We start from the raw sequence: 20,819 nt of genomic DNA, 5'->3' as shown, positions 1-20,819 counted from the left end.
ACTGGAAGTGGTACCGCGGAAGTTTGGGGCTTTCGTCTTCTTTATGAGAAGGCGGAGGCTTTTTTTGTTTCCCAAAGCAAGGGCAGACGGGCCTTCTCACCGAGGGGAGTTTGTTCTCAAGGCGTGTGATCAGCGCCTTGCCTGACCGGAAACAGGATGCGGCCGCATTCAAAAAGGGGGCGCCTGTGCGGAAAAAGGTGTCCCCCACCTGGAAACACGCTGCAAGCAGCAGGGAACCCAGCCAAAAGCGGGGGCTTTTGGGAAAGGAATTCTGCAAAAGAGGCCAAAAGGCCCACGGAATCCCCGGGGGGACTTGCATCTCTTCTTGAAAACAGGTATTATAATGGAATGAGATTTTAGGCCGCGCCATCCTCGCGGCTGGGAGCGTGATGAATTCCAGATGGCAACAAATCAACACAAACTCTGCATGGGATGTATGTCTCCGCTGAACCCGGACGGCAGCTGTAGCCATTGTTCTTATCGCAGCGGCGCGCCCCACCGGCTGGATTTCTTGGCCCCGGGGGAGGTTTTGTGCGACCGCTATTTGGTAGGCGTTGTGCGTGCTGCCTGCTGCGACGGCCCAGTGTATATTGGTTTTGACCAACAGGAGAACATCCGGGTCTGGATCAAAGAATACATGCCCCAGGGTTTGTGTACCCGCAACCAAGCGGATGGCAGCATTGAGCCCAAGCCAGGCTGTGAAATGCCCTTCAAATCGTTAAAATCCGATTTTGAAGACCTGTGCAAAGGGCTCCAGAAAATGGGCGGGGGGGAGATGCTGGTCCCGCTGATCGACCTGATTTCTGCCCATAAAACGGTATATGGGGTGTACCGGTTGCTTAAAACGGTGACCCTGACCGAGTACTTAAGACAAAACGGCGGGGAATTGACCTGGCCAGATGCCAAAAAGATCTTTATGCCCTTGTGCCGGACGGTCTCCGACCTGCACAAAAAAGGCTATCTCCACCGGGGGATCTGTCCGGACAACATCCTCCTGGACGACCAGGGCCGGCCCTGGCTCTGGGGCTTGGCCATTGCGGCCGCCCGGATGAAGGGGGAGCTTGTCCCGGACCTCTGCCCCGGTTACTCGGCCCCGGAACAGTATGAGGAAAACGGCTGGCCTGGCACCTTTACCGATGTATATGCCCTGGCGGCAGTGCTATACAAAATGCTCACTGGGACCATGCCGCCGGAGGCTCCTTCCCGGATGGTAAAAGACAATTTGGCCCCAGCCAGCGACCTCAACGCCCGGGTGCCGGAGAGCGTATCCGACGCCATCAGCGCCGCTATGATGCTCAGCCCTGATTTCCGGATGGAGACGGTGGAGGAGCTGACCGCTGCCTTGCTGGAGTCGGAGAACACCAACACCGCAGTGTTTGACAGCGAAAGGATCAAAGAGGTTGCGGAGCCAGAACCGTCTAAGCCTGCTCCCCGGGTGGGGAAAAAGACCATGTTGGGGCTGATGGCTGCTCTTGTAGCGATTCTGGTGGTGGCCCTCATCGCCGTGGCTCGGGGGATGTTCCCAGAATTGTTTCACTTTGGCGGCGAGCCCTCCCAGCCGGAGGTATCCTCCTCCCAGGTAGATACTACAGTCCCCAAATTTGTGGGGCAGTACATAGAAGCAGTCATGACCAATGCAGAGTACCAATCTCGGTTTGAACTGCGCACTACCAGCCGGTATGATTCTTCATATCCTGCAGGGGTTGTGGTGGAACAGTCCACCCCCGAGGGGGCAAAGATGATCCACCGTGGAGTGATTATCCTGACGGTGAGCGAAGGTCCTCAGGTGGTGGATATGCCGGACATTGTGGGAAGCAAGCTGAGCTTTGCCACCAAGGCGCTCTCCCAGCAGGGGATCCGGTACCAGGTGCTGGAAGTGGTGGACGATTCCCTGGAGCCCGGCCTGGTTTCCAAAACCAGCATCCTGCCCGGCGAGCCTTTGGATAAAAGCCAAGATGTGGTTTTCCTCTACACCAAAAAGGTGGAAGAGGCGGAGGACACGGAGGGCACCCGTGTGGAGGGAAGCTCTTCCGCTGCTTCCCAATCGGAATAAATGAAAAAGCCCCGCAGCTATGCTGCGGGGCTTTTGGCGTTGTATTGGAAGAGGGTTCCCTTTGGCGGCGAAACGGGAATTACACACGATCCCGCGCTCCACATTCCCAAAGCCCTGATCTTATTCGTTTTCCAGCAGATGGCCCAGGCTCTCCGCCTTTAAGTAGGCATTGATAAAGCCGTCGATGTCCCCGTCCATCACTGCGGTGATGTTGCCGCTCTCAAAACCAGTTCGGTGGTCTTTGACCAGGGTGTAGGGCATGAACACATACGAGCGGATCTGATTGCCGAAACCAATGTCTTTCTGCTCCCCCTTGATGTCCTCGATCCGCTCCAGGTGGGCCCGCTCCTTGATCTCAATCAGCTTGGATTTGAGCATTTTCATGGCGACCTCCCGGTTCTGGTGCTGGCTGCGCTCGTTTTGACAGGCCACAACTACCCCGGTGGGAATATGGGTAATGCGGATGGCCGATTCCGTCTTGTTGACGTGCTGGCCTCCCGCCCCGCCGGAGCGGTAGGTGTCGATCTTCAGGTCGGCGTCGTTGATGACGATTTCGTTGTCCTCGTCGGTGATCTCCGGCATCACCTCCAAGGAGGCGAAAGAGGTGTGTCTCCGGCCGGAGGAATCAAAGGGGGAGATCCGCACCAGACGGTGGACCCCGGCCTCAGATTTCAAAAATCCGTAGGCGTTTTCCCCCTCAATGAGGATGGAGGCGCTTTTGACCCCGCCTTCCTCGCCGCTGAGGTAATCCAGCACCTTGCATTTGTAGCCGTGGCGCTCCGCCCAGCGGGTGTACATCCGGTAGAGCATCTGGGCCCAGTCCTGGGCCTCCAAGCCGCCGGCCCCTGCGTGGAAGGCCAGGATGGCGTTGTTGCCGTCGTACTCCCCTTTGAGAAGGGTGGCCAGTTTTTTGGTCTCCAGCTCGTCCATCAGGGCGTTGTATTCCAGTTTGGCCTCCTCAAAGGTGGCCTCGGATTCCTCCGGGGAATCCATCCCCAGCTCCACCAAGGTCATCACGTCTTCGTAGGCGGAGGCCAATTTTTGGTAAGAGGAGATTTCATCCTTGATCCGGCTGATCCGCTGCAGAATCTTTTGGGTGCCGGCAAGGTCGTTCCAGAACCCCTCCTGGGCTGTCTGCCCCTCCAGCTGGGACAACTCTTCCTTGAGGGGATTCAGGCCGATGGCGTCGGCCAGGTCATCTATCTGCGGCTTGACGTCCAGCAGTTTAAGCCGCAGTTCATCCAGCAGCAGGACATAATCGTTTTGTAGCATGATATCCTTCCTTCTTCGTGTTTCCACGGGTGTATCTAATTTATTATAGATGAGAACACCGCCCATTGTAAAGTACCATCCCCGTGGATTCTCTGAGAAAACGGTTTATTTACAAATCTGCTCTTGGTTTTTTGGGGCGGATACTATATAATAGATTAAATAGCGGGGAGAATTTCGTCCCAATTGGGAGGATGCCCCCTATTTTATATGAGTGTTAAGGAGTGATCCTATTGGGAAAATATACCGGCATTCCCTGTGCGGCCTGCGGGCGGCTGTTTGAGGAGGGGGATGACATCGTCGTCTGCCCGGTTTGCGGCGCGCCTCATCATCGGGAGTGTTATGAAAAGCTGGGTCACTGTGCGTTGGAAGAGCGCCACGCCCTGGGCGAGGCCTGGCAGCCACCCAAGGGCAAGCAGGGGGACAACCCCGCCCTGGTGATCTGCAATACCTGTGGCGCACAGACTCCGGCAGATGAGCCCTTCTGCATCAACTGCGGGCAACGGCTGGACCTGCCGCCCCGGCAGGAGCAGCCATCCCCTGGGGGGAGCTATTACATCCCCGGGGTGGGGCCCATCCACAAAAATGCCACCATTGGCGATGCGAGTATGGAGGAACTAGCGATGTTTGTCGGGCCCAACGCCCAGTTCTTCCTGCCCCGGTTCCAGGCGATCCACCAGCGAAAATCCTCTTTTTCCTGGAACTGGTCCGCTTTTTTCCTCAACTTTTTCTACTTTTTTTACCGCAAGATGTATTTGGTCGGCGGGGTTCTGATGCTGGTTTCGATGGTCACCATGATCCCCAGCGTGGTATTCACCAATGAATACATGAAACTCTTCCTCCAGTCAATCACCGGGCAGGTGATCCCCTATAATGAGGAATTGATGATCCAGATGAGCAGCATCCAGCAGTATATCCGCATTGGGCAGATGGCCCTTTCCCTAACCCTGGGGATGTTTGCCAACAAGCTCTACCTCAACCACGCCCAAAAGGTGATCCGCAAGACCAAGGAGGAGTTTGGGGAGGGGAGCCCTGCCTGCCTCACCGGCATCGCCACCCGGGGAAGGACCAATATGACCATGGTCCTCCTGGTGCTGTGCTGGATGATCTTTTTGTACTTCGCCATCTCCTTTGCCATCACCAACAACATCATTTCTATCTTGTAAGGGACGGAGGAATTTGAAATTATGAAAATTAAAAAAGCAGTCATTCCCGCAGCGGGGTTGGGAACCCGCGTCCTGCCCGCCTCTAAGGCTGTGCCCAAAGAGATGCTCCCCATTGTAGACAAGCCCGCCATCCAGTATATTGTGGAAGAGGCGGTGGCGTCCGGCATTGAGGATATTTTGATCATCACCAGCCGTGGGAAGACCACCCTGGAAGACCATTTTGACCGTTCCCCAGAGCTGGAGAGCCGCCTGTTGGCCTCGGGCAAAACCGACTTGTACAACCAAGTGGTGGATATCGCCAACCTTTGCAACATCCAATACCTGCGCCAGAAGGAGACCAAGGGCCTGGGCCACGCGGTTTACTGTGCCAGGAGCTTTGTGGGAGACGAACCATTTGCCGTCCTCTATGGGGACGATGTGATTATCCCCAAGGAGAAGCCTGCCACCCGGGAGCTGTGCGACGCATTTGAGGAGTTCGGCCTGGGGACGGTGGGAATCAAACCGGTGCCCCTGGAATTGATCCACAAATATTGCTCTTTGGATGCCACCCAATTGCGGGAGGGGATTTTCCAGGTTCGGGATATGATCGAGAAGCCCAAGCCGGAGGAGGTCATCACCAACTACGCTATCTTGGGGCGCTGCGTGCTGCCCGCCGCCATCTTTTCGGTGCTGGAGAATACCAAGCCCGGCGCCGGCGGGGAGATCCAGCTGACCGATGCTATGCGGGTCCTGGCCCAGCGGGAGGGGATGATCGGGGTGGAATACTCCGGTAAGCGGTACGACATGGGCAACAAGCTGGGTGTCCTCCAGGCTATTGTAGAAGTGGGCCTGAAACATCCGGAAATTGGGGAGGAGTTCCACCAATACCTTTTGGAGCTCTCAAAGTCCCTATAGCCCCGCAACCTGCTGAATTTTAAAAAGAATTTTTGTGCGATTAGTGAAAAACCTTGACAAAAGGCTTGCTGACTGCTATAATTTTGCTGTTGCCGTGTTATTCTGACGCGGCATCCCTTGCCCGGACCAACCGGCCGGGCCTAACGTCCAAAAGGAGGTGTCAAAATGCCAAAAACAACCGGAAACTATGAGACAGTTGTGATCTTCAACACCAAGGTTGGTGAAGAGGGCATCGCTGCGCTGACCGAAAAGTTCAAAACTCTGATCAGCGACAACGGTACAATCAACAACATCGAGGAATGGGGCAAACGCAGACTCGCTTACCCGATCGAGGACGAGACCGAAGGCCATTATGTGCTCATCGATTTCACCAGCGGTGTCGCTTTCCCTGCAGAGCTCGACCGTATTTACAAAATTACCGACGGTGTTCTTCGCTCCATGATCATTGCGAAATAGTAAGGTGGTGTAATTGTGCTGAATAAAGCAATTTTGGTCGGCCGTCTGACTGCTGACCCCGAACTGAAACAGACCCCCAACGGCGTTTCTGTCTGCTCGTTCAGCATCGCCATCAATCGGCCTTACTCTTCCAAAAACGGGGAGCGCCAGACCGACTTTATCAACATCGTGGCTTGGAGGGGACAGGCTGAGTTCGTGGCCAAGTATTTCCGAAAAGGGAATGCTATCGGCATTGACGGCTCTATCCAAACCCGCAGCTACACCGATAAAGAAGGCAACAAGCGCACCGCATTTGAAGTGGTAGCCGACGCTGTTAGCTTTGTTGAGAGCAAAAATGCCGCATCTGGCGCAATGCCGTCCTATGGCGCTCCGGCGCCTTCTCCTGTGGCTCCTTCCACACAGCCTGGGGTGTCTTACACCAGCGGCTCGATAGGGGATTTCCAGGAAATCGAGGACGACGACGATCTGCCGTTCTAATTTTGTAACTACATCATTTCATAAGGAGGTTTGTACCGTGGAAAGAACTGAAAGAAGCGAAAGACGTGGCCCCAGAAAGGGCAGAAAAAAAGTATGCCAGTTCTGCGTTGACCGCATTGAGAATATCGACTACAAAGATGTTCCCCGCCTGAGAAGATACTTGAGCGAGAGAGCAAAAATCGTTCCCCGCAGAGTGACCGGTACCTGCGCCCGCCACCAGCGTCAGCTGACTGTGGCCATCAAGCGCGCCCGTCATCTGGCCCTGCTGCCTTACATCAGCGACTAATTTTGGCTTTCCAAAATAAAAAAGAGACGCCCTAGGGCGTCTCTTTTTTATTTTCATATGAATTTTTTAGCAGCACAAAGGCCGCCAGACAAATATCCGGCGGCCTTTGTGGCAACGAACAACAAAAACTACGCTTTTTCATACAGTTTGTGGTAAATAGTCAGCATGTAGTTGGCCAGGTCCTCTGCGCCGCTGTGCATCACCGAGTGGGTAACCGACTTTTTGAGGATAGCAAGCTGCTCTGGGCTCATGTTTTTGACATACCGCAGCCGGGCGGCCATCTCTTCCGGGGAGTTGAACACATAACCGTTGACCCCGTTGCGGACCTGGTCCTCATTAAGGGGATCCAGCCGCTGGAGCACCGGCAGACCGGTGGCCATCCCCTCCAGCATGGAGATGGAGTTAGTGTCCGACAGGGATGCGGTGATGTAGATGTCACAGGAGGCGAGGTAGGGGGGAAGCTCGTCGTGCTGGATCGCCCCGGTGAAGGTGACCATCTCCGAGATGCCCAGTTCCTTCGCCTGTTCCTCCAATTCCTCTTTGCAGGGGCCGTCGCCGATGACAATGAGGTGAATCCGGTCCTGGGGGGTCATAGTCTTGGCCCAGTATTCCAGCAGCACATCCACGCTTTTTTCCCGGCCCAGCCGGCCCACGAAACACGCAATCATCACATCATCGTCAATATTGTACCGCTTGCGGAAGGCGGTTTTGTCTGCTTCGCTGATGTTTTCCGGCATGAACATGTCCAACTCCACCGGGTTGGGCACCACAGTGACCGGCTTGTATACACCGACCTCATGGAAATACTCCTCGCATTTTTTAGAGGGGCCGGTGAGGGCGGAAGCGTTTTTAGCCAGGAATTTGAAATACCGGTGGCTCAACCGTTTGGTGACGCCCAACAGGGGGCGGGGGGAGATATAGTACAGGTAATCGTCATACATGGTGTGTAAGGTATACACCAGTGGAACTTTCAGCATCTTGGCGGCCATCACGCCGGAGAGGCCGATGCCGAATTCATTGTGGATGTGGATAATATCCGGGTGGAATGCCTCGATCAGCTGGAGGCGGCGGTGGCTAATGGGCGGGGCGACGCCGTAATTGTAAAACCGCTTGATCCGGGCGCCAGGGCAGTGGAGGACCCCATCCTTTACATAATGGCGACGGGCGCTGGCATCCGCAGTGACAATAAGGACTTCATGGCCCAGTTTTTCCAGCCCTTCCTTCAAGATTTTGACATGGGTGACCACGCCGTTTATATATGGGAGATAAGTTTCGGTGAAAAGAGCAATGCGCAAAGAAAACTCCTCCTCGTAATTGTGTTATGACCTGTTTTGAACCAGTTAGAGTATAGCATGAAAAAACACAATGATAAAGGGATTTTGCCGGATTTTCCAGCCTTGAAAGAAAAATGTAAGAGATTGTCGTCTTTTTGTCACATTTGGGCAAACACAGATTGTGAAAAGTCTAAGGTAGCGGGTTCTCCCGCGGAGGCGGGCCAAAAAGGAGAATGTCTGCCGGGGAGGGGATGCCGCTGAAATGGGCGCTCAAAAAGGAAAATAGGGTTTGAAACTGCGGGCGGATTCAGGTATAATATTTTTATAGCTGTTTCCTCTTTGCCGTCCCGTTAACCAGGGGTGGAATCCACCCTGTGGGGGGCTTTGGCTAGACAATTCAAATTGCAGGGATTCCCCATATGGGGTTCCTGTGCGGAGGGTTACTATGAGCGGTGTATATAAGGTCTCCCTAGAGAAGATCATCAAGGATTTTAACCTGCAAATCGCCTACATTCCCCGGGACCCGTCGGAGATTTTCATTTCCAGCGTAGATGTCAACCGCCCGGGGCTGCAGCTCGCCGGATTTTATGATGTGTTTGACAACGAGCGGGTGCAGCTTTTGGGCAAAAGCGAATTTGTCTACCTGGACCAGTTCGATGTGGAAATTATCAACGCCCGCTGCGACGCCTTTTTTGCCCAGCATCCCCCTGTGGTCATTGTGGCCCGGGGATTAACCCCCTATCCGGGGATGCTCCGCGCGGCAGCGAAATATGAAGTCCCCTTGCTGATCACCGAAGAGGAGACCTGCTCCTTCCTTTCGGGGCTGATCTCCGAGTTGTGTGTAGAGCTGGCCCCCCGGGTCACCCGCCACGGCGTCTTGGTGGAGGTTTATGGCGAGGGCATCCTGATCTTTGGAGAAAGCGGCGTGGGCAAGAGCGAGACCGCCATCGAGCTGATCAAGCGGGGCCACCGGCTCATCGCAGACGACGCGGTGGAGATCCGCCGGGTGTCCGGCCGCACCCTGGTGGGCTCTTCACCGGAGAACATCCGCCACTTTTTGGAACTGCGCGGTATAGGCATCATCAATGCGCGCAGAATATTTGGTATGGGCGCCATCAAGGAGACGGAAAAGCTGGATATGATTGTCCAGTTGGAGCAGTGGGACCAAAACAAGGTCTATGACCGGATGGGGATGGAGAGCGAATACATCGAGATCTTGGGCATCAAAGTCCCTGCCACCACCATCCCGGTGAAGCCCGGCCGGAACCTGGCCATCATCATCGAGGTCGCGGCGATGAACCACCGCCAAAAAAAGATGGGATACAATGCGGCCCAGGAGCTTTTGCAGCGCCTCGGCATGGCCGAAGGCGGGGAACTGATCGACTGGGATCAATTCTAACAAAAACAAAAGCAAGGGCCTTTTGGTGGGGCCCTTGTTTTTACATAGAGAAAGGAAGCATCACACATGGATTTTCAGCTTGTTGCGGACACCCACACCCATGCCTTGGCCAGCGGCCACGCTTACAGCACTTTGCTGGAGAACCTCCACGCCGCCAAAGCTATTGGACTCTCCTTTTTGTGTTACACCGAACACGGCCCAGCCATGGAGGACGCACCCAGGCGCTTTTATTTTCATAATATAAAGAATCTTCCCGATATGGTGGAAGGTGTGGGCCTTTTGAAGGGAGCGGAGGCCAATATCTGCGATTATGAAGGCACCCTAGATCTGCCGGAAAAGGATCTGGCCGCGTTGGACTGGGTCATCGCCTCTTACCATACCCAGGTGATCGACCCCTCCACCAAGGAGGATGCCACACGGGGCTGGCTGGCGGTGGCGAAAAACCCATTGGTGGATGTCTTGGGACACTGCGGGGACAGCCATTATGATTTTGATCAGGAAATGGTAGTCAAGGCCTGTAAAGAGCACGGGAAAATCATCGAGATCAATTCCCACTCCTTTGAGGTGCGCCAGGGCTCCAAAGAGAACTGCCGCTCTATCGCCCTCCTTTGCAAGGAGTACCGGGTGCCGGTGGTGGTCAGCTCCGACGCCCACTTTGTCACCTCGATTGGAAAGGTGGGCAATTCATTGGCTCTGTTGGAGGAGATCGGTTTCCCGCCGGAACTGATCCTCAACGGGGAGTACAACCGCTTCTTGCAGGTGGTCCGGGAAAAAACCGGCCGCTTTCAATAATTTTTACAGCACCATTCCAATTTTTGGGAGGTAGTATGGATACACGGGAACACTTTTTGCAGATTTGCCAGGAGCAATGCTGCACCCCCCTTCTAGATGAACCGATGAGCCGGCACACCACCTTCCGCATTGGGGGCCCGGCGGAGTTTTTCCTTCAGCCCACATCGGAAGAACAGCTGGTTTGCCTTTACAAGGCTGCAGGGGAGTTGGGCCTGCCGGTCCATCTGTTGGGCAATGGCTCCAACCTTTTGGTCAGCGACGCCGGGGTTAAAGGGGTGGTTTTCTGCCTGGGGCCGGCTTTTAGCGGGGTGGAGCTCATCGGGGAAAACACAGTCCGCGCCAAGGCGGGCAGCACCCTTGCCCAGCTCTGCCGATTTGCACAGGAGCACAGCCTCACTGGGCTGGAATTTGCCTATGGCATCCCCGCCAGCGTAGGGGGGGCAGTGTATATGAACGCCGGGGCCTACGGGGGCGAGATCAGGGACGCCCTCCTCTGTGCCCGCCACATCACCCCGGAAGGGGAGAGGGGGGAGTTCCCGGCGAAATCGCTGGACCTCTCCTACCGGCACAGCTTTTACAGTGGAAAGGCGTACATCGTCACCGGGGCGGACTTTTGCCTTTCCCCCGGGAACCGGCAGGAGATCCGCACCCGGATGGAGGAAATCCTCTCCCGCCGCAAGGCGAAGCAACCCTTGGAATTCCCCAGCGCGGGGAGCACATTCAAGCGCCCGGAGGGGGCCTATGCTGCCCAGCTCATCGATGAGTGCGGACTCAAAGGGATGCAGGTCGGCGGGGCGATGGTCAGCGAAAAGCACGCTGGGTTTTTGATCAACGCCGGAGGCGCCACCTGTGCAGACATGCTGGAATTGATCCGGCGGGTGCAGGAAATTGTAGCGGATAAGACTGGCTACCAGCTGGAACGCGAAGTGGAAATTTGGCAATAGGAGGGATGCCCTGTGGAACTTGTCATCGTCACCGGTTTGTCCGGTTCGGGAAAATCCAAAGTGGTAGACGCCTTGGAGGACATCGGCTTCTTCTGCGTGGACAACATCCCGCCCAAGCTGATTCTAAAGTTCGCCGAGCTCTGTTCCCAATCGGCCCAGGCTATGGATCGGGTAGCCATTGTGGTGGATGCCCGAAGCCGGGAGATGTTCAGCACCTTTTCCGAAAGCCTGGCGGAGCTGACCGCCCGAGGGTATACCTATAAAATTTTATACATCGAGGCGGAGGACAGCGTAATTTTAAAGCGCTATAAAGAAACCCGCCGCCGCCATCCCCTGCTGGACGGGGAGTGCGACAGCACCGAGGAAGCCCTCAAGAGTGAGCGGGAGCTGCTCCGCTTTGCCAGGGAGAACGCTGATTACATTCTGGACACCTCCCTCTCCTCCACTGCCCAGTTGAAGGAAAAGATCGCAGACCTGTTTTTGAGCGACACCAGCCAAAAGCTTTTGGTGAGCGTCATGTCCTTTGGGTTCAAGTACGGCCTCCCCGCGGAGGCGGATTTGGTGTTTGACGTCCGCTGCCTGCCCAACCCCTTTTACATCGCCGAGCTGCGGGACCGCACCGGCCTGGAGAAGTCCGTGCGGGACTATGTGTTCCAGCAGCCTCAAACTGGCGGCTTGGTCACCCGGCTGCTCGATCTGATCGATTACCTGCTGCCCTTGTACCGGGAAGAGGGGAAGACCCAGTTGACCATCGCTGTCGGCTGCACCGGCGGGCAGCACCGCTCGGTGGCCTTGGCGGAACACCTCTACCGCCACTTGGAAGGGGCGGGGGCCCGGGGGATCTGCACCCACCGGGACATCCACCGGCGGCAGCAGTAAGGGGGCATACCATGACCTTCACCTATAAAATCAAAAGCGAAATCTACCGCAGCAAGGCGTTTCGGGGCCCTCGGCGGGCAGCCCAGGCCTACGGGCTTCTGCTGTTTGGCAAACACTTTGGGGAGGAGGCCATCGGCCTGGTCACTGAGAATAAGCGGGTGACCAAGCTCTATGCCAATGCCATCACCGACCTCGTCGGCATCACCGAAAGCATCACCATCAAGGAGACCAAGCACACTGGGAATTCGGTGTTTGCCGTATCGGTGGACAGCCGGGAGGATCGGGAGAAGGTGCTCGCCTTTTTCGGCCACCGGGAAGGGGCCGAAGGCATCCGAATGGAGAACTTGGCGGAGGAAGGGGATTTGGCCGCGTTTTTGAGCGGGGTGTTCCTGGCCTGCGGCAATGTCACCGATCCCCAGAAGAGTTACCACCTGGAATTTGTGGTGCCTTCTCCCGGCTTGGCCCAGCCTTTGTGCGACGCCATTGGGCTGATTCTGCCCACGCCCAAGCTGACCCGGCGCCGGGGGCAGGAGATCGTCTATTACAAAGAGAGCGAAAACATTGAGGACCTCCTCGCCACCATTGGGGCGAGCACCGCCGCCCTGGAGCTGATGGAGGTCAAAATCTATAAAGACATGCGCAACAAGGTCAACCGGGTGACCAACTGCGAGACGGCCAACATCGAAAAGACGGTCACTGCCGCCATGCAGCAGATCGAGGACATCAACCTGATCCTGCGGGAGCGGGGGGAAGGTGCTTTGGAGGACGACCTGCGGGAGCTGGCCTTTCTGCGCCTCCAAAACCCGGAGATGTCCCTGCGGGAACTGGGGGAAAACTTGTCAGAGAATATCTCCCGCTCCGGAGTCAACCACCGCTTGAAGCGGATCGGCGCCCTGGCCGATGAGATCCGCCGGATCCAGACCGCAGCCCGGAAGTGACCAAGAAAGGAGGGGGACAGGTGACCGATTTTTGTCATCTACACGTACATACCGAATACAGCCTGCTGGACGGCGCCTGCCGTATTGAAAAGCTGCTGGAGCGGGCCAAAGAACTGGGACAATCCTCTATGGCCATCACCGACCATGGGGTGATGTATGGGGTAATCGACTTCTACAAACAGGCTAAAAAGCTGGGGATCAAACCCATCATCGGCTGTGAGGTGTATGTGGCGCCCCGCACCCGGTTTGACAAAGTCTACCGGATCGACAGCTCCCCCTACCACCTGGTGCTCCTCTGTAAGGACAACACCGGCTATCAAAACCTGATTTCCTTGGTTTCCAAAGGGTTTATCGATGGGTTTTACAACCGGCCCCGGGCGGATTTGGAGCTGCTGCGCAGCCACAGTGAGGGGCTCATCTGTCTCTCCGCTTGTTTGGCGGGGCAGATCCCCCGCAATTTGGTGGCTGGCGATTACCAGGAGGCGAAGCGGGTCGCCTTGGAATACCAAGGGATTTTCGGCAAGGACAACTACTTTATTGAAATCCAGGACCACGGCATCCCGGAACAGAAGAGGATTCTCCCCGACTTGATCCGCCTCTCCCGGGAGACCGGCATCGGCCTGGTGGCCACCAACGACGCCCATTACATCCGCAAAGAGGACAGCCAGATGCAGAAGGTGCTGGTCTGTATCCAGACCAACCACACGGTGGACGAGGATTCCGATATGGAGTTCCCCACCCAGGAGTTTTACATCAAGTCCCGCCAGGAGATGGAACAGCTGTTCCCTGAGATCCCCGAAGCGTTGGACAACACTTTGGCTATTGCAGAGCGCTGCAATGTGGAATTTGAATTCGGCCATACCAAGCTCCCCTACTATACCGCGCCCGATGGCCGGGACAATGTGGAATTTTTTGAAGACCTCTGCCGCACCGGCCTTGTAAACCGGTATGGGGATAACCCGGCGCCTGAGCTGACCCAGCGCTTGGAGCATGAGATGTCGGTTATCAAAAAGATGGGGTATGTGGATTACTTCCTCATCGTCTGGGACTTCATCAACTATGCCCGCAGCAAGGGTATCCCAGTGGGGCCGGGCAGAGGCTCCGGCGCAGGGAGCATCGCCGCCTACGCCATGGGGATCACCGGCATCGACCCCATCAAATACAACCTGTTGTTTGAGAGGTTTTTGAACCCGGAACGGGTCAGCATGCCCGACTTTGACATCGATTTCTGCTACGAGCGCCGCCAGGAAGTCATCGACTATGTGGTGGCCAAGTATGGGAGCGACCACGTGGCCCAGATCATCACCTTCGGCACCATGGCGGCCAAGGGATCGGTGCGGGATGTGGGCAGGGCTTTGGGCATCAGTTACCAGCAGGTGGACTCCATTGCCAAACTGATTCCCGGCATGCCGCTGAACATGACCATTGACAAGGCGCTTACCGTCTCCCAGCCCCTCAAAGAGCTGTACGAGACCTCCCCCCAGGTGAAGGAGCTGATCGACACTGCCCGCAGCATCGAAGGGATGCCCCGCCACGCTTCCACCCATGCGGCGGGGGTGGTCATCACCCGGGACCCGGTGGACACCTATGTCCCCCTGCAAAAAAACGATGAAGCAGTGGTCACCCAGTTCCCCATGACCACCCTGGAAGAACTGGGCCTTTTAAAGATGGACTTCTTGGGTCTGCGCACCCTGACGGTGATCAGCTACGCCCAAAAGATGATCCGCCGCAAGCACCCGGGGTTTGATATCGACAAAATCAATCTTGCGGATGGCAAGGTGTTTGAGATGCTCACCCTGGGGCAGACCCAGGGTGTGTTCCAGTTCGAATCCAGCNGGCGGAACCCCTCTACCGCCACTTGGAAGGGGCGGGGGCCCGGGTGATCTGCACCCACCGGGACATCCACCGGCGGCAGCAGTAAGGGGGCATACCATGACCTTCACCTATAAAATCAAAAGCGAAATCTACCGCAGCAAGGCGTTTCGGGGCCCTCGGCGGGCAGCCCAGGCCTACGGGCTTCTGCTGTTTGGCAAACACTTTGGGGAGGAGGCCATCGGCCTGGTCACTGAGAATAAGCGGGTGACCAAGCTCTATGCCAATGCCATCACCGACCTCGTCGGCATCACCGAAAGCATCACCATCAAGGAGACCAAGCACACTGGGAATTCGGTGTTTGCCGTATCGGTGGACAGCCGGGAGGATCGGGAGAAGGTGCTCGCCTTTTTCGGCCACCGGGAAGGGGCCGAAGGCATCCGAATGGAGAACTTGGCGGAGGAAGGGGATTTGGCCGCGTTTTTGAGCGGGGTGTTCCTGGCCTGCGGCAATGTCACCGATCCCCAGAAGAGTTACCACCTGGAATTTGTGGTGCCTTCTCCCGGCTTGGCCCAGCCTTTGTGCGACGCCATTGGGCTGATTCTGCCCACGCCCAAGCTGACCCGGCGCCGGGGGCAGGAGATCGTCTATTACAAAGAGAGCGAAAACATTGAGGACCTCCTCGCCACCATTGGGGCGAGCACCGCCGCCCTGGAGCTGATGGAGGTCAAAATCTATAAAGACATGCGCAACAAGGTCAACCGGGTGACCAACTGCGAGACGGCCAACATCGAAAAGACGGTCACTGCCGCCATGCAGCAGATCGAGGACATCAACCTGATCCTGCGGGAGCGGGGGGAAGGTGCTTTGGAGGACGACCTGCGGGAGCTGGCCTTTCTGCGCCTCCAAAACCCGGAGATGTCCCTGCGGGAACTGGGGGAAAACTTGTCAGAGAATATCTCCCGCTCCGGAGTCAACCACCGCTTGAAGCGGATCGGCGCCCTGGCCGATGAGATCCGCCGGATCCAGACCGCAGCCCGGAAGTGACCAAGAAAGGAGGGGGACAGGTGACCGATTTTTGTCATCTACACGTACATACCGAATACAGCCTGCTGGACGGCGCCTGCCGTATTGAAAAGCTGCTGGAGCGGGCCAAAGAACTGGGACAATCCTCTATGGCCATCACCGACCATGGGGTGATGTATGGGGTAATCGACTTCTACAAACAGGCTAAAAAGCTGGGGATCAAACCCATCATCGGCTGTGAGGTGTATGTGGCGCCCCGCACCCGGTTTGACAAAGTCTACCGGATCGACAGCTCCCCCTACCACCTGGTGCTCCTCTGTAAGGACAACACCGGCTATCAAAACCTGATTTCCTTGGTTTCCAAAGGGTTTATCGATGGGTTTTACAACCGGCCCCGGGCGGATTTGGAGCTGCTGCGCAGCCACAGTGAGGGGCTCATCTGTCTCTCCGCTTGTTTGGCGGGGCAGATCCCCCGCAATTTGGTGGCTGGCGATTACCAGGAGGCGAAGCGGGTCGCCTTGGAATACCAAGGGATTTTCGGCAAGGACAACTACTTTATTGAAATCCAGGACCACGGCATCCCGGAACAGAAGAGGATTCTCCCCGACTTGATCCGCCTCTCCCGGGAGACCGGCATCGGCCTGGTGGCCACCAACGACGCCCATTACATCCGCAAAGAGGACAGCCAGATGCAGAAGGTGCTGGTCTGTATCCAGACCAACCACACGGTGGACGAGGATTCCGATATGGAGTTCCCCACCCAGGAGTTTTACATCAAGTCCCGCCAGGAGATGGAACAGCTGTTCCCTGAGATCCCCGAAGCGTTGGACAACACTTTGGCTATTGCAGAGCGCTGCAATGTGGAATTTGAATTCGGCCATACCAAGCTCCCCTACTATACCGCGCCCGATGGCCGGGACAATGTGGAATTTTTTGAAGACCTCTGCCGCACCGGCCTTGTAAACCGGTATGGGGATAACCCGGCGCCTGAGCTGACCCAGCGCTTGGAGCATGAGATGTCGGTTATCAAAAAGATGGGGTATGTGGATTACTTCCTCATCGTCTGGGACTTCATCAACTATGCCCGCAGCAAGGGTATCCCAGTGGGGCCGGGCAGAGGCTCCGGCGCAGGGAGCATCGCCGCCTACGCCATGGGGATCACCGGCATCGACCCCATCAAATACAACCTGTTGTTTGAGAGGTTTTTGAACCCGGAACGGGTCAGCATGCCCGACTTTGACATCGATTTCTGCTACGAGCGCCGCCAGGAAGTCATCGACTATGTGGTGGCCAAGTATGGGAGCGACCACGTGGCCCAGATCATCACCTTCGGCACCATGGCGGCCAAGGGATCGGTGCGGGATGTGGGCAGGGCTTTGGGCATCAGTTACCAGCAGGTGGACTCCATTGCCAAACTGATTCCCGGCATGCCGCTGAACATGACCATTGACAAGGCGCTTACCGTCTCCCAGCCCCTCAAAGAGCTGTACGAGACCTCCCCCCAGGTGAAGGAGCTGATCGACACTGCCCGCAGCATCGAAGGGATGCCCCGCCACGCTTCCACCCATGCGGCGGGGGTGGTCATCACCCGGGACCCGGTGGACACCTATGTCCCCCTGCAAAAAAACGATGAAGCAGTGGTCACCCAGTTCCCCATGACCACCCTGGAAGAACTGGGCCTTTTAAAGATGGACTTCTTGGGTCTGCGCACCCTGACGGTGATCAGCTACGCCCAAAAGATGATCCGCCGCAAGCACCCGGGGTTTGATATCGACAAAATCAATCTTGCGGATGGCAAGGTGTTTGAGATGCTCACCCTGGGGCAGACCCAGGGTGTGTTCCAGTTCGAATCCAGCGGGATGCGCCAGGTGCTGATGCAGCTCCGGCCAGAGTCGATGGAGGATTTGATCGCGGTGATCTCCCTTTACCGCCCTGGCCCGATGGACTCCATCCCCACTTATATCCGAAACCGCCACAACCCGGCCCTTGTCACCTACAAACACCCGCTGCTCAAGCCCATTCTGGACGTCACCTACGGCTGTATCGTCTACCAGGAGCAGGTCATGCAGATCTGCCGCCAGTTGGCTGGGTACTCCTACGGCCGGGCGGATCTGGTGCGCCGGGCCATGTCCAAGAAAAAGGCGGATGTGATGGAGAAGGAACGGCAGAACTTTGTCCATGGCGCCCTCAAGGAGGACGGCTCGGTGGAGTGCGTGGGGGCGGTTGCCAACGGGGTCAGCGAGGAGATCGCCAACAGCATCTTTGACGAGATGAGCGGCTTTGCCTCCTACGCCTTCAACAAATCCCACGCAGCTGCTTATGCCTACTTGGCCTACCAGACCGCTTTTTTGAAATGCTATTATCCTAAGGAGTTTTTGGCCGCTCTCCTCACCAGCGTGCTGGACAACACCGATAAGGTGATTGAATACATCAACGAATGCGGCCGGCTGGGCATCCAGGTGCTGCCCCCCAGCATTCAAGAGAGTGACGAAGGGTTTACCGTCACCGAGGAAGGAATCCGCTTCGGCCTTTTGGCGGTGAAAAATATCGGCCGGGGCCTGATTCGGGAGGTGCTCCAGGAGCGGGAGGCCGGCCCCTTTGAAAGCTTCACCGATTTCTGCCAGCGGATGTACGGCAAGGACCTGAACAAGCGGGCCATGGAGAGCTTGATCAAATGCGGGGCCCTCGATTCCTTCGGTTACCACCGCAGCCAGCTCCTCTCGGGGTATGAAGGGCTGCTGGCCGATATCGACCGGGTGCAGAAAAACAACATCTCCGGGCAGATCAACCTCTTTGACTCCGCCCCGGCAGAGGTGAAAACCGAATACCGCCTTCCCCCTATGGAGGAATTCCCCGCCCCCCAGATCCTCAAGATGGAAAAGGAGACCACTGGCCTCTACATCACAGGGCACCCTCTATCCGCTTACACCAAGCTGATCAAAAAACTGCGGTCGGTGGAAATAGGGGACATCCTCGCCCATGAGGAGGGGCGGAACAAGGCGGTCAAGGACGGCAACTCTATACGTGTGGTCTGCATCATCACCGGTAAGAAGATGAAAGCCACCAAGAATGACGACACCATGGCCTTCCTCTCCATCGAGGACTTGACCGGCTCCCTGGAAGTTTTGGTCTTCCCCAAAGTGCTGGCCGCCTGCTCGGGCCTGCTCCAAGAAGGGGCTGCCTTGGTGCTGGAGGGCCGTCTCAGCCTGCGGGAGGACGAAGACCCCAAAATCCTCTGCGAGCGGGTGATCCCCGCCGATCAAGCCCTCTCGGCCAAAGAGGCCGCCGCGCCGGACCAGCGGGAGGAGAAAAAAACCGCGGGCAAGCCCGGGCGGAGAAAAGGGCTTTACCTGAAAGCCCCCAGCCGGGGCAGCGAAGCCTTTGAAAAGGCATCCAACCTGCTTTCCATCTTTGAAGGGCCGACCCCGGTGTATGTCTTTTTTGAGGACACCGGAAAGCTGACCCTCGCCCCTCAATCCATGTGGGTGGAGTACAACCAGCCTCTTCTCACAGAGCTCAAACGGGTATTGGGGGAGAAAAATGCGGTTTATCAGCCGTAAGAAATCATATACTACCCAAAAGGGAGGGGGAGTGACTATGTCTCGAGAGATTCGAACCATCGGTGTGCTGACCAGCGGGGGAGACGCCCCCGGTATGAACGCCGCGGTGCGCGCTGTTGCCCGGGCCGGCATCTACAACGGCTTCCGGGTGATGGGAATCCGCCGGGGCTACAGCGGCTTGATTCAAAATGATATGGAAGAACTGCACCTGCGCAGTGTCTGCAATATTCTTCAGCGGGGTGGCACCATGCTGTATTCGGCCCGCTGCCCTGAGTTTATGCAGAAAGAGGGCCAAGAACAAGCGGTCCGAATCTGCCGGGAACAGGGGATTGACGCCCTGGTGGTCATTGGAGGGGATGGTTCCTTCCGCGGGGCGCTGGAGCTCTCCAAACGGGGGATTCCCTGTGTGGGCATTCCTGGCACCATTGACAATGACATCGCCGGGTCGGAGTACACCATCGGCTTTGACACCGCTGTCAACACGGTGATGGAGATGGTGGACCGGCTGCGCGACACCTCCCAATCCCACGACCGCTGCTCCATCGTGGAGGTCATGGGCCGTAAAACCGGGCACATTGCCCTTGCCGCTGGGATCGCCTGTGGGGCTATCGCCATCTTAGTGCCGGAAATCGAATTTGATTTGGAACGGGATGTGGTATCCAAGATGTTGCGGACCATGCAGTCAGGGAAACATCACTTTATCGTCATCGTGGCGGAAGGGGTGGGGAATACCGCTGAAATGGGCTACTACATCCAGCAGCGCACCGGCATCGCCACCCGCGGAACCATCTTGGGGCATGTCCAGCGGGGTGGAACCCCTACTGCCCGGGAACGGCTGATGGCCAGCCAGATGGGCGACCACGCGGTAGACCTGCTTAAACAAGGCCAGGGGGACCGGGTGGTAGTATACCAGAACGGTGTGATTACCGACTTGGATATCAAATCCGCCCTGAAGATGCGCAAAACTATCGACCTGGACCTGTACCGGGTGGCCAATGAAATCTCCATGTAAGGAAGAATCGCCTTTTTGTCGGGAAGTAAAAGCCAAAATCAGCGCTTTCTTGGGGTTTAAAATTTCTCCGGCCCACGGTATATGCTTAGAGAGAATCCCCTGCGGCTGGGGATGCAGAAAATTCCCATAGAATGGCTTATATGAAATATACAACCCCTCGCTCCCATTTAGGAGTGGGGGGTTGTGTATTTTAGAATTATCCTGTAAAAGCCGGAGGGCGGCATGCCCGGCATACCGCCCTCTGAGAGATTTACTTGGGGAAACTAGCAGGCGCAGCTGCAATTGTTGTTACAGCCACTGTTGCAGCCGCAACCGCAGCCACAGTTGTTGCCGCAGCCGCAGCCGCAGCCACAACCACCGCAACCACAACCGCAGCCACAGTCATACCCACCATTGCCGTATCCACCGCCGCAGCAGCAGCACAGAACGATGATGATCAGAATCCACCAGATACAGCTGCAGTTTCCACCGAAGAAGCCATTGTTGTTACACATAAAGTAAATCCTCCTTAAAAGTGATTTCAACATATACTATGACAATCGCAGGTCTTTGGTTACAAAACATTTTTGCCCCGGCATAAAC

At 56.5% G+C, this 20,819-nt stretch carries 17 protein-coding genes, 1 pseudogene and 1 other annotated feature (1 of these 19 running past the window's edge); of the genes and pseudogenes, 15 read left to right on the top strand and 3 right to left on the bottom strand.

What is annotated here, in order from left to right; all coding sequences use genetic code 11:
* Positions 1–43, top strand: a binding site (T-box leader) (it extends 205 nt beyond the left edge of the window).
* Between the two features lie 393 nt (positions 44–436).
* Entirely contained in the window at positions 437–2,053 is a 1,617-nt protein-coding gene (locus tag BQ5353_RS00775) for a PASTA domain-containing protein (protein ID WP_054331159.1), read from the top strand.
* A 120-nt stretch (positions 2,054–2,173) separates the two neighbouring features.
* Here BQ5353_RS00775 and prfB read toward each other — a convergent pair whose 3' ends face one another.
* On the bottom strand, positions 2,174–3,325 hold the full coding sequence (prfB, locus tag BQ5353_RS00770) for a peptide chain release factor 2 (RefSeq protein WP_054331160.1): 1,152 nt from the start codon (positions 3,323–3,325) through the stop codon (positions 2,174–2,176).
* A 230-nt stretch (positions 3,326–3,555) separates the two neighbouring features.
* Here prfB and BQ5353_RS00765 point away from each other — a divergent pair, with 230 nt between their 5' ends.
* The 5 genes from BQ5353_RS00765 to rpsR all read left to right on the top strand — a co-directional run bounded on the left by BQ5353_RS00765 (position 3,556) and on the right by rpsR (position 6,601).
* The gene (locus BQ5353_RS00765; protein ID WP_054331161.1) at positions 3,556–4,488 is read left to right on the top strand and encodes an RING finger protein; all 933 of its coding nucleotides are present in this window, start codon (positions 3,556–3,558) and stop codon (positions 4,486–4,488) included.
* Positions 4,489–4,509: 21 nt separating this feature from the next.
* Positions 4,510–5,382, top strand: coding sequence for a UTP--glucose-1-phosphate uridylyltransferase GalU (galU, locus tag BQ5353_RS00760; RefSeq protein ID WP_174884167.1), 873 nt, complete (start codon positions 4,510–4,512; stop codon positions 5,380–5,382).
* 165 nt (positions 5,383–5,547) lie between these two features.
* On the top strand, positions 5,548–5,838 hold the full coding sequence (rpsF, locus tag BQ5353_RS00755; RefSeq protein ID WP_054331163.1) for a 30S ribosomal protein S6: 291 nt from the start codon (positions 5,548–5,550) through the stop codon (positions 5,836–5,838).
* Between the two features lie 15 nt (positions 5,839–5,853).
* Positions 5,854–6,315 carry a single-stranded DNA-binding protein gene (locus BQ5353_RS00750; RefSeq protein WP_071427103.1) on the top strand — a complete coding sequence of 154 codons (462 nt, stop codon included), beginning with the start codon at positions 5,854–5,856 and terminating at the stop codon, positions 6,313–6,315.
* A 37-nt stretch (positions 6,316–6,352) separates the two neighbouring features.
* Positions 6,353–6,601 (top strand): 30S ribosomal protein S18, encoded by a 249-nt coding sequence (gene rpsR / locus BQ5353_RS12305; RefSeq protein ID WP_074026288.1) that lies wholly within the window; start codon positions 6,353–6,355, stop codon positions 6,599–6,601.
* A 128-nt stretch (positions 6,602–6,729) separates the two neighbouring features.
* On the opposite strand, the gene BQ5353_RS00740 is transcribed toward rpsR, so the two are convergent.
* The gene (locus BQ5353_RS00740) at positions 6,730–7,896 is read right to left on the bottom strand and encodes a glycosyltransferase (RefSeq protein WP_071427101.1); all 1,167 of its coding nucleotides are present in this window, start codon (positions 7,894–7,896) and stop codon (positions 6,730–6,732) included.
* Positions 7,897–8,320: 424 nt separating this feature from the next.
* Between BQ5353_RS00740 and hprK the strand changes: the two genes are divergently transcribed.
* The 9 genes and pseudogenes from hprK to pfkA all read left to right on the top strand — a co-directional run bounded on the left by hprK (position 8,321) and on the right by pfkA (position 20,237).
* On the top strand, positions 8,321–9,274 hold the full coding sequence (gene hprK, locus BQ5353_RS00735) for an HPr(Ser) kinase/phosphatase (RefSeq protein ID WP_054331167.1): 954 nt from the start codon (positions 8,321–8,323) through the stop codon (positions 9,272–9,274).
* 66 nt (positions 9,275–9,340) lie between these two features.
* Positions 9,341–10,066: a phosphatase gene (locus BQ5353_RS00730; RefSeq protein ID WP_071427100.1), complete on the top strand. Its 726-nt coding sequence runs from the start codon at positions 9,341–9,343 to the stop codon at positions 10,064–10,066.
* 35 nt (positions 10,067–10,101) lie between these two features.
* Positions 10,102–11,010: a UDP-N-acetylmuramate dehydrogenase gene (murB, locus tag BQ5353_RS00725; RefSeq protein ID WP_054331169.1), complete on the top strand. Its 909-nt coding sequence runs from the start codon at positions 10,102–10,104 to the stop codon at positions 11,008–11,010.
* Between the two features lie 12 nt (positions 11,011–11,022).
* Positions 11,023–11,889, top strand: a complete 867-nt coding sequence (gene rapZ, locus BQ5353_RS00720) for an RNase adapter RapZ (protein ID WP_071427099.1) — start codon at positions 11,023–11,025, stop codon at positions 11,887–11,889.
* 11 nt (positions 11,890–11,900) lie between these two features.
* A complete protein-coding gene (gene whiA / locus BQ5353_RS00715; RefSeq protein ID WP_054331171.1) occupies positions 11,901–12,827 on the top strand; it encodes a DNA-binding protein WhiA in 927 nt (308 codons plus the stop codon).
* Positions 12,824–14,662: pseudogene (dnaE, locus tag BQ5353_RS00710) on the top strand (DNA polymerase III subunit alpha); the annotation flags it as partial. The gene whiA (BQ5353_RS00715) and the pseudogene dnaE, both read left to right, overlap by 4 nt.
* A 97-nt stretch (positions 14,663–14,759) precedes the next feature.
* Entirely contained in the window at positions 14,760–15,686 is a 927-nt protein-coding gene (gene whiA, locus BQ5353_RS00705) for a DNA-binding protein WhiA (protein ID WP_054331171.1), read from the top strand.
* Between the two features lie 20 nt (positions 15,687–15,706).
* Positions 15,707–19,225, top strand: a complete 3,519-nt coding sequence (locus tag BQ5353_RS00700; RefSeq protein WP_071427098.1) for a DNA polymerase III subunit alpha — start codon at positions 15,707–15,709, stop codon at positions 19,223–19,225.
* Positions 19,226–19,262: 37 nt separating this feature from the next.
* On the top strand, positions 19,263–20,237 hold the full coding sequence (gene pfkA / locus BQ5353_RS00695; RefSeq protein WP_054331172.1) for a 6-phosphofructokinase: 975 nt from the start codon (positions 19,263–19,265) through the stop codon (positions 20,235–20,237).
* 263 nt (positions 20,238–20,500) lie between these two features.
* Here pfkA and BQ5353_RS12955 read toward each other — a convergent pair whose 3' ends face one another.
* Positions 20,501–20,731, bottom strand: a complete 231-nt coding sequence (locus BQ5353_RS12955; protein WP_074026287.1) for a hypothetical protein — start codon at positions 20,729–20,731, stop codon at positions 20,501–20,503.
* Positions 20,732–20,819: the final 88 nt, after the last annotated feature.

It is taken from the genome of Merdimmobilis hominis (assembly GCF_900104615.1).
Classification (GTDB): Bacteria; Bacillota; Clostridia; order Oscillospirales; family Ruminococcaceae; genus Merdimmobilis; species Merdimmobilis hominis.
Note: the sequence above shows the minus strand (reverse complement) of the source record. Positions and strands in the feature narration are given on the sequence as shown.

What these genes read in the sequence shown, in the direction of transcription:
- pfkA (WP_054331172.1), top strand. Translation starts at nt 19,263, where the DNA reads ATGTCTCGAGAGATTCGAACCATCGGTGTGCTGACCAGCGGGGGAGAC.
- BQ5353_RS00775 (WP_054331159.1), top strand. Translation starts at nt 437, where the DNA reads ATGTCTCCGCTGAACCCGGACGGCAGCTGTAGCCATTGTTCTTATCGC.
- whiA (WP_054331171.1), top strand. Translation starts at nt 11,901, where the DNA reads ATGACCTTCACCTATAAAATCAAAAGCGAAATCTACCGCAGCAAGGCG.
- hprK (WP_054331167.1), top strand. Translation starts at nt 8,321, where the DNA reads ATGAGCGGTGTATATAAGGTCTCCCTAGAGAAGATCATCAAGGATTTT.
- prfB (WP_054331160.1), bottom strand. Translation starts at nt 3,325, where the DNA reads ATGCTACAAAACGATTATGTCCTGCTGCTGGATGAACTGCGGCTTAAA.
- BQ5353_RS12955 (WP_074026287.1), bottom strand. Translation starts at nt 20,731, where the DNA reads ATGTGTAACAACAATGGCTTCTTCGGTGGAAACTGCAGCTGTATCTGG.
- whiA (WP_054331171.1), top strand. Translation starts at nt 14,760, where the DNA reads ATGACCTTCACCTATAAAATCAAAAGCGAAATCTACCGCAGCAAGGCG.
- BQ5353_RS00730 (WP_071427100.1), top strand. Translation starts at nt 9,341, where the DNA reads ATGGATTTTCAGCTTGTTGCGGACACCCACACCCATGCCTTGGCCAGC.
- murB (WP_054331169.1), top strand. Translation starts at nt 10,102, where the DNA reads ATGGATACACGGGAACACTTTTTGCAGATTTGCCAGGAGCAATGCTGC.
- rpsF (WP_054331163.1), top strand. Translation starts at nt 5,548, where the DNA reads ATGCCAAAAACAACCGGAAACTATGAGACAGTTGTGATCTTCAACACC.
- galU (WP_174884167.1), top strand. Translation starts at nt 4,510, where the DNA reads ATGAAAATTAAAAAAGCAGTCATTCCCGCAGCGGGGTTGGGAACCCGC.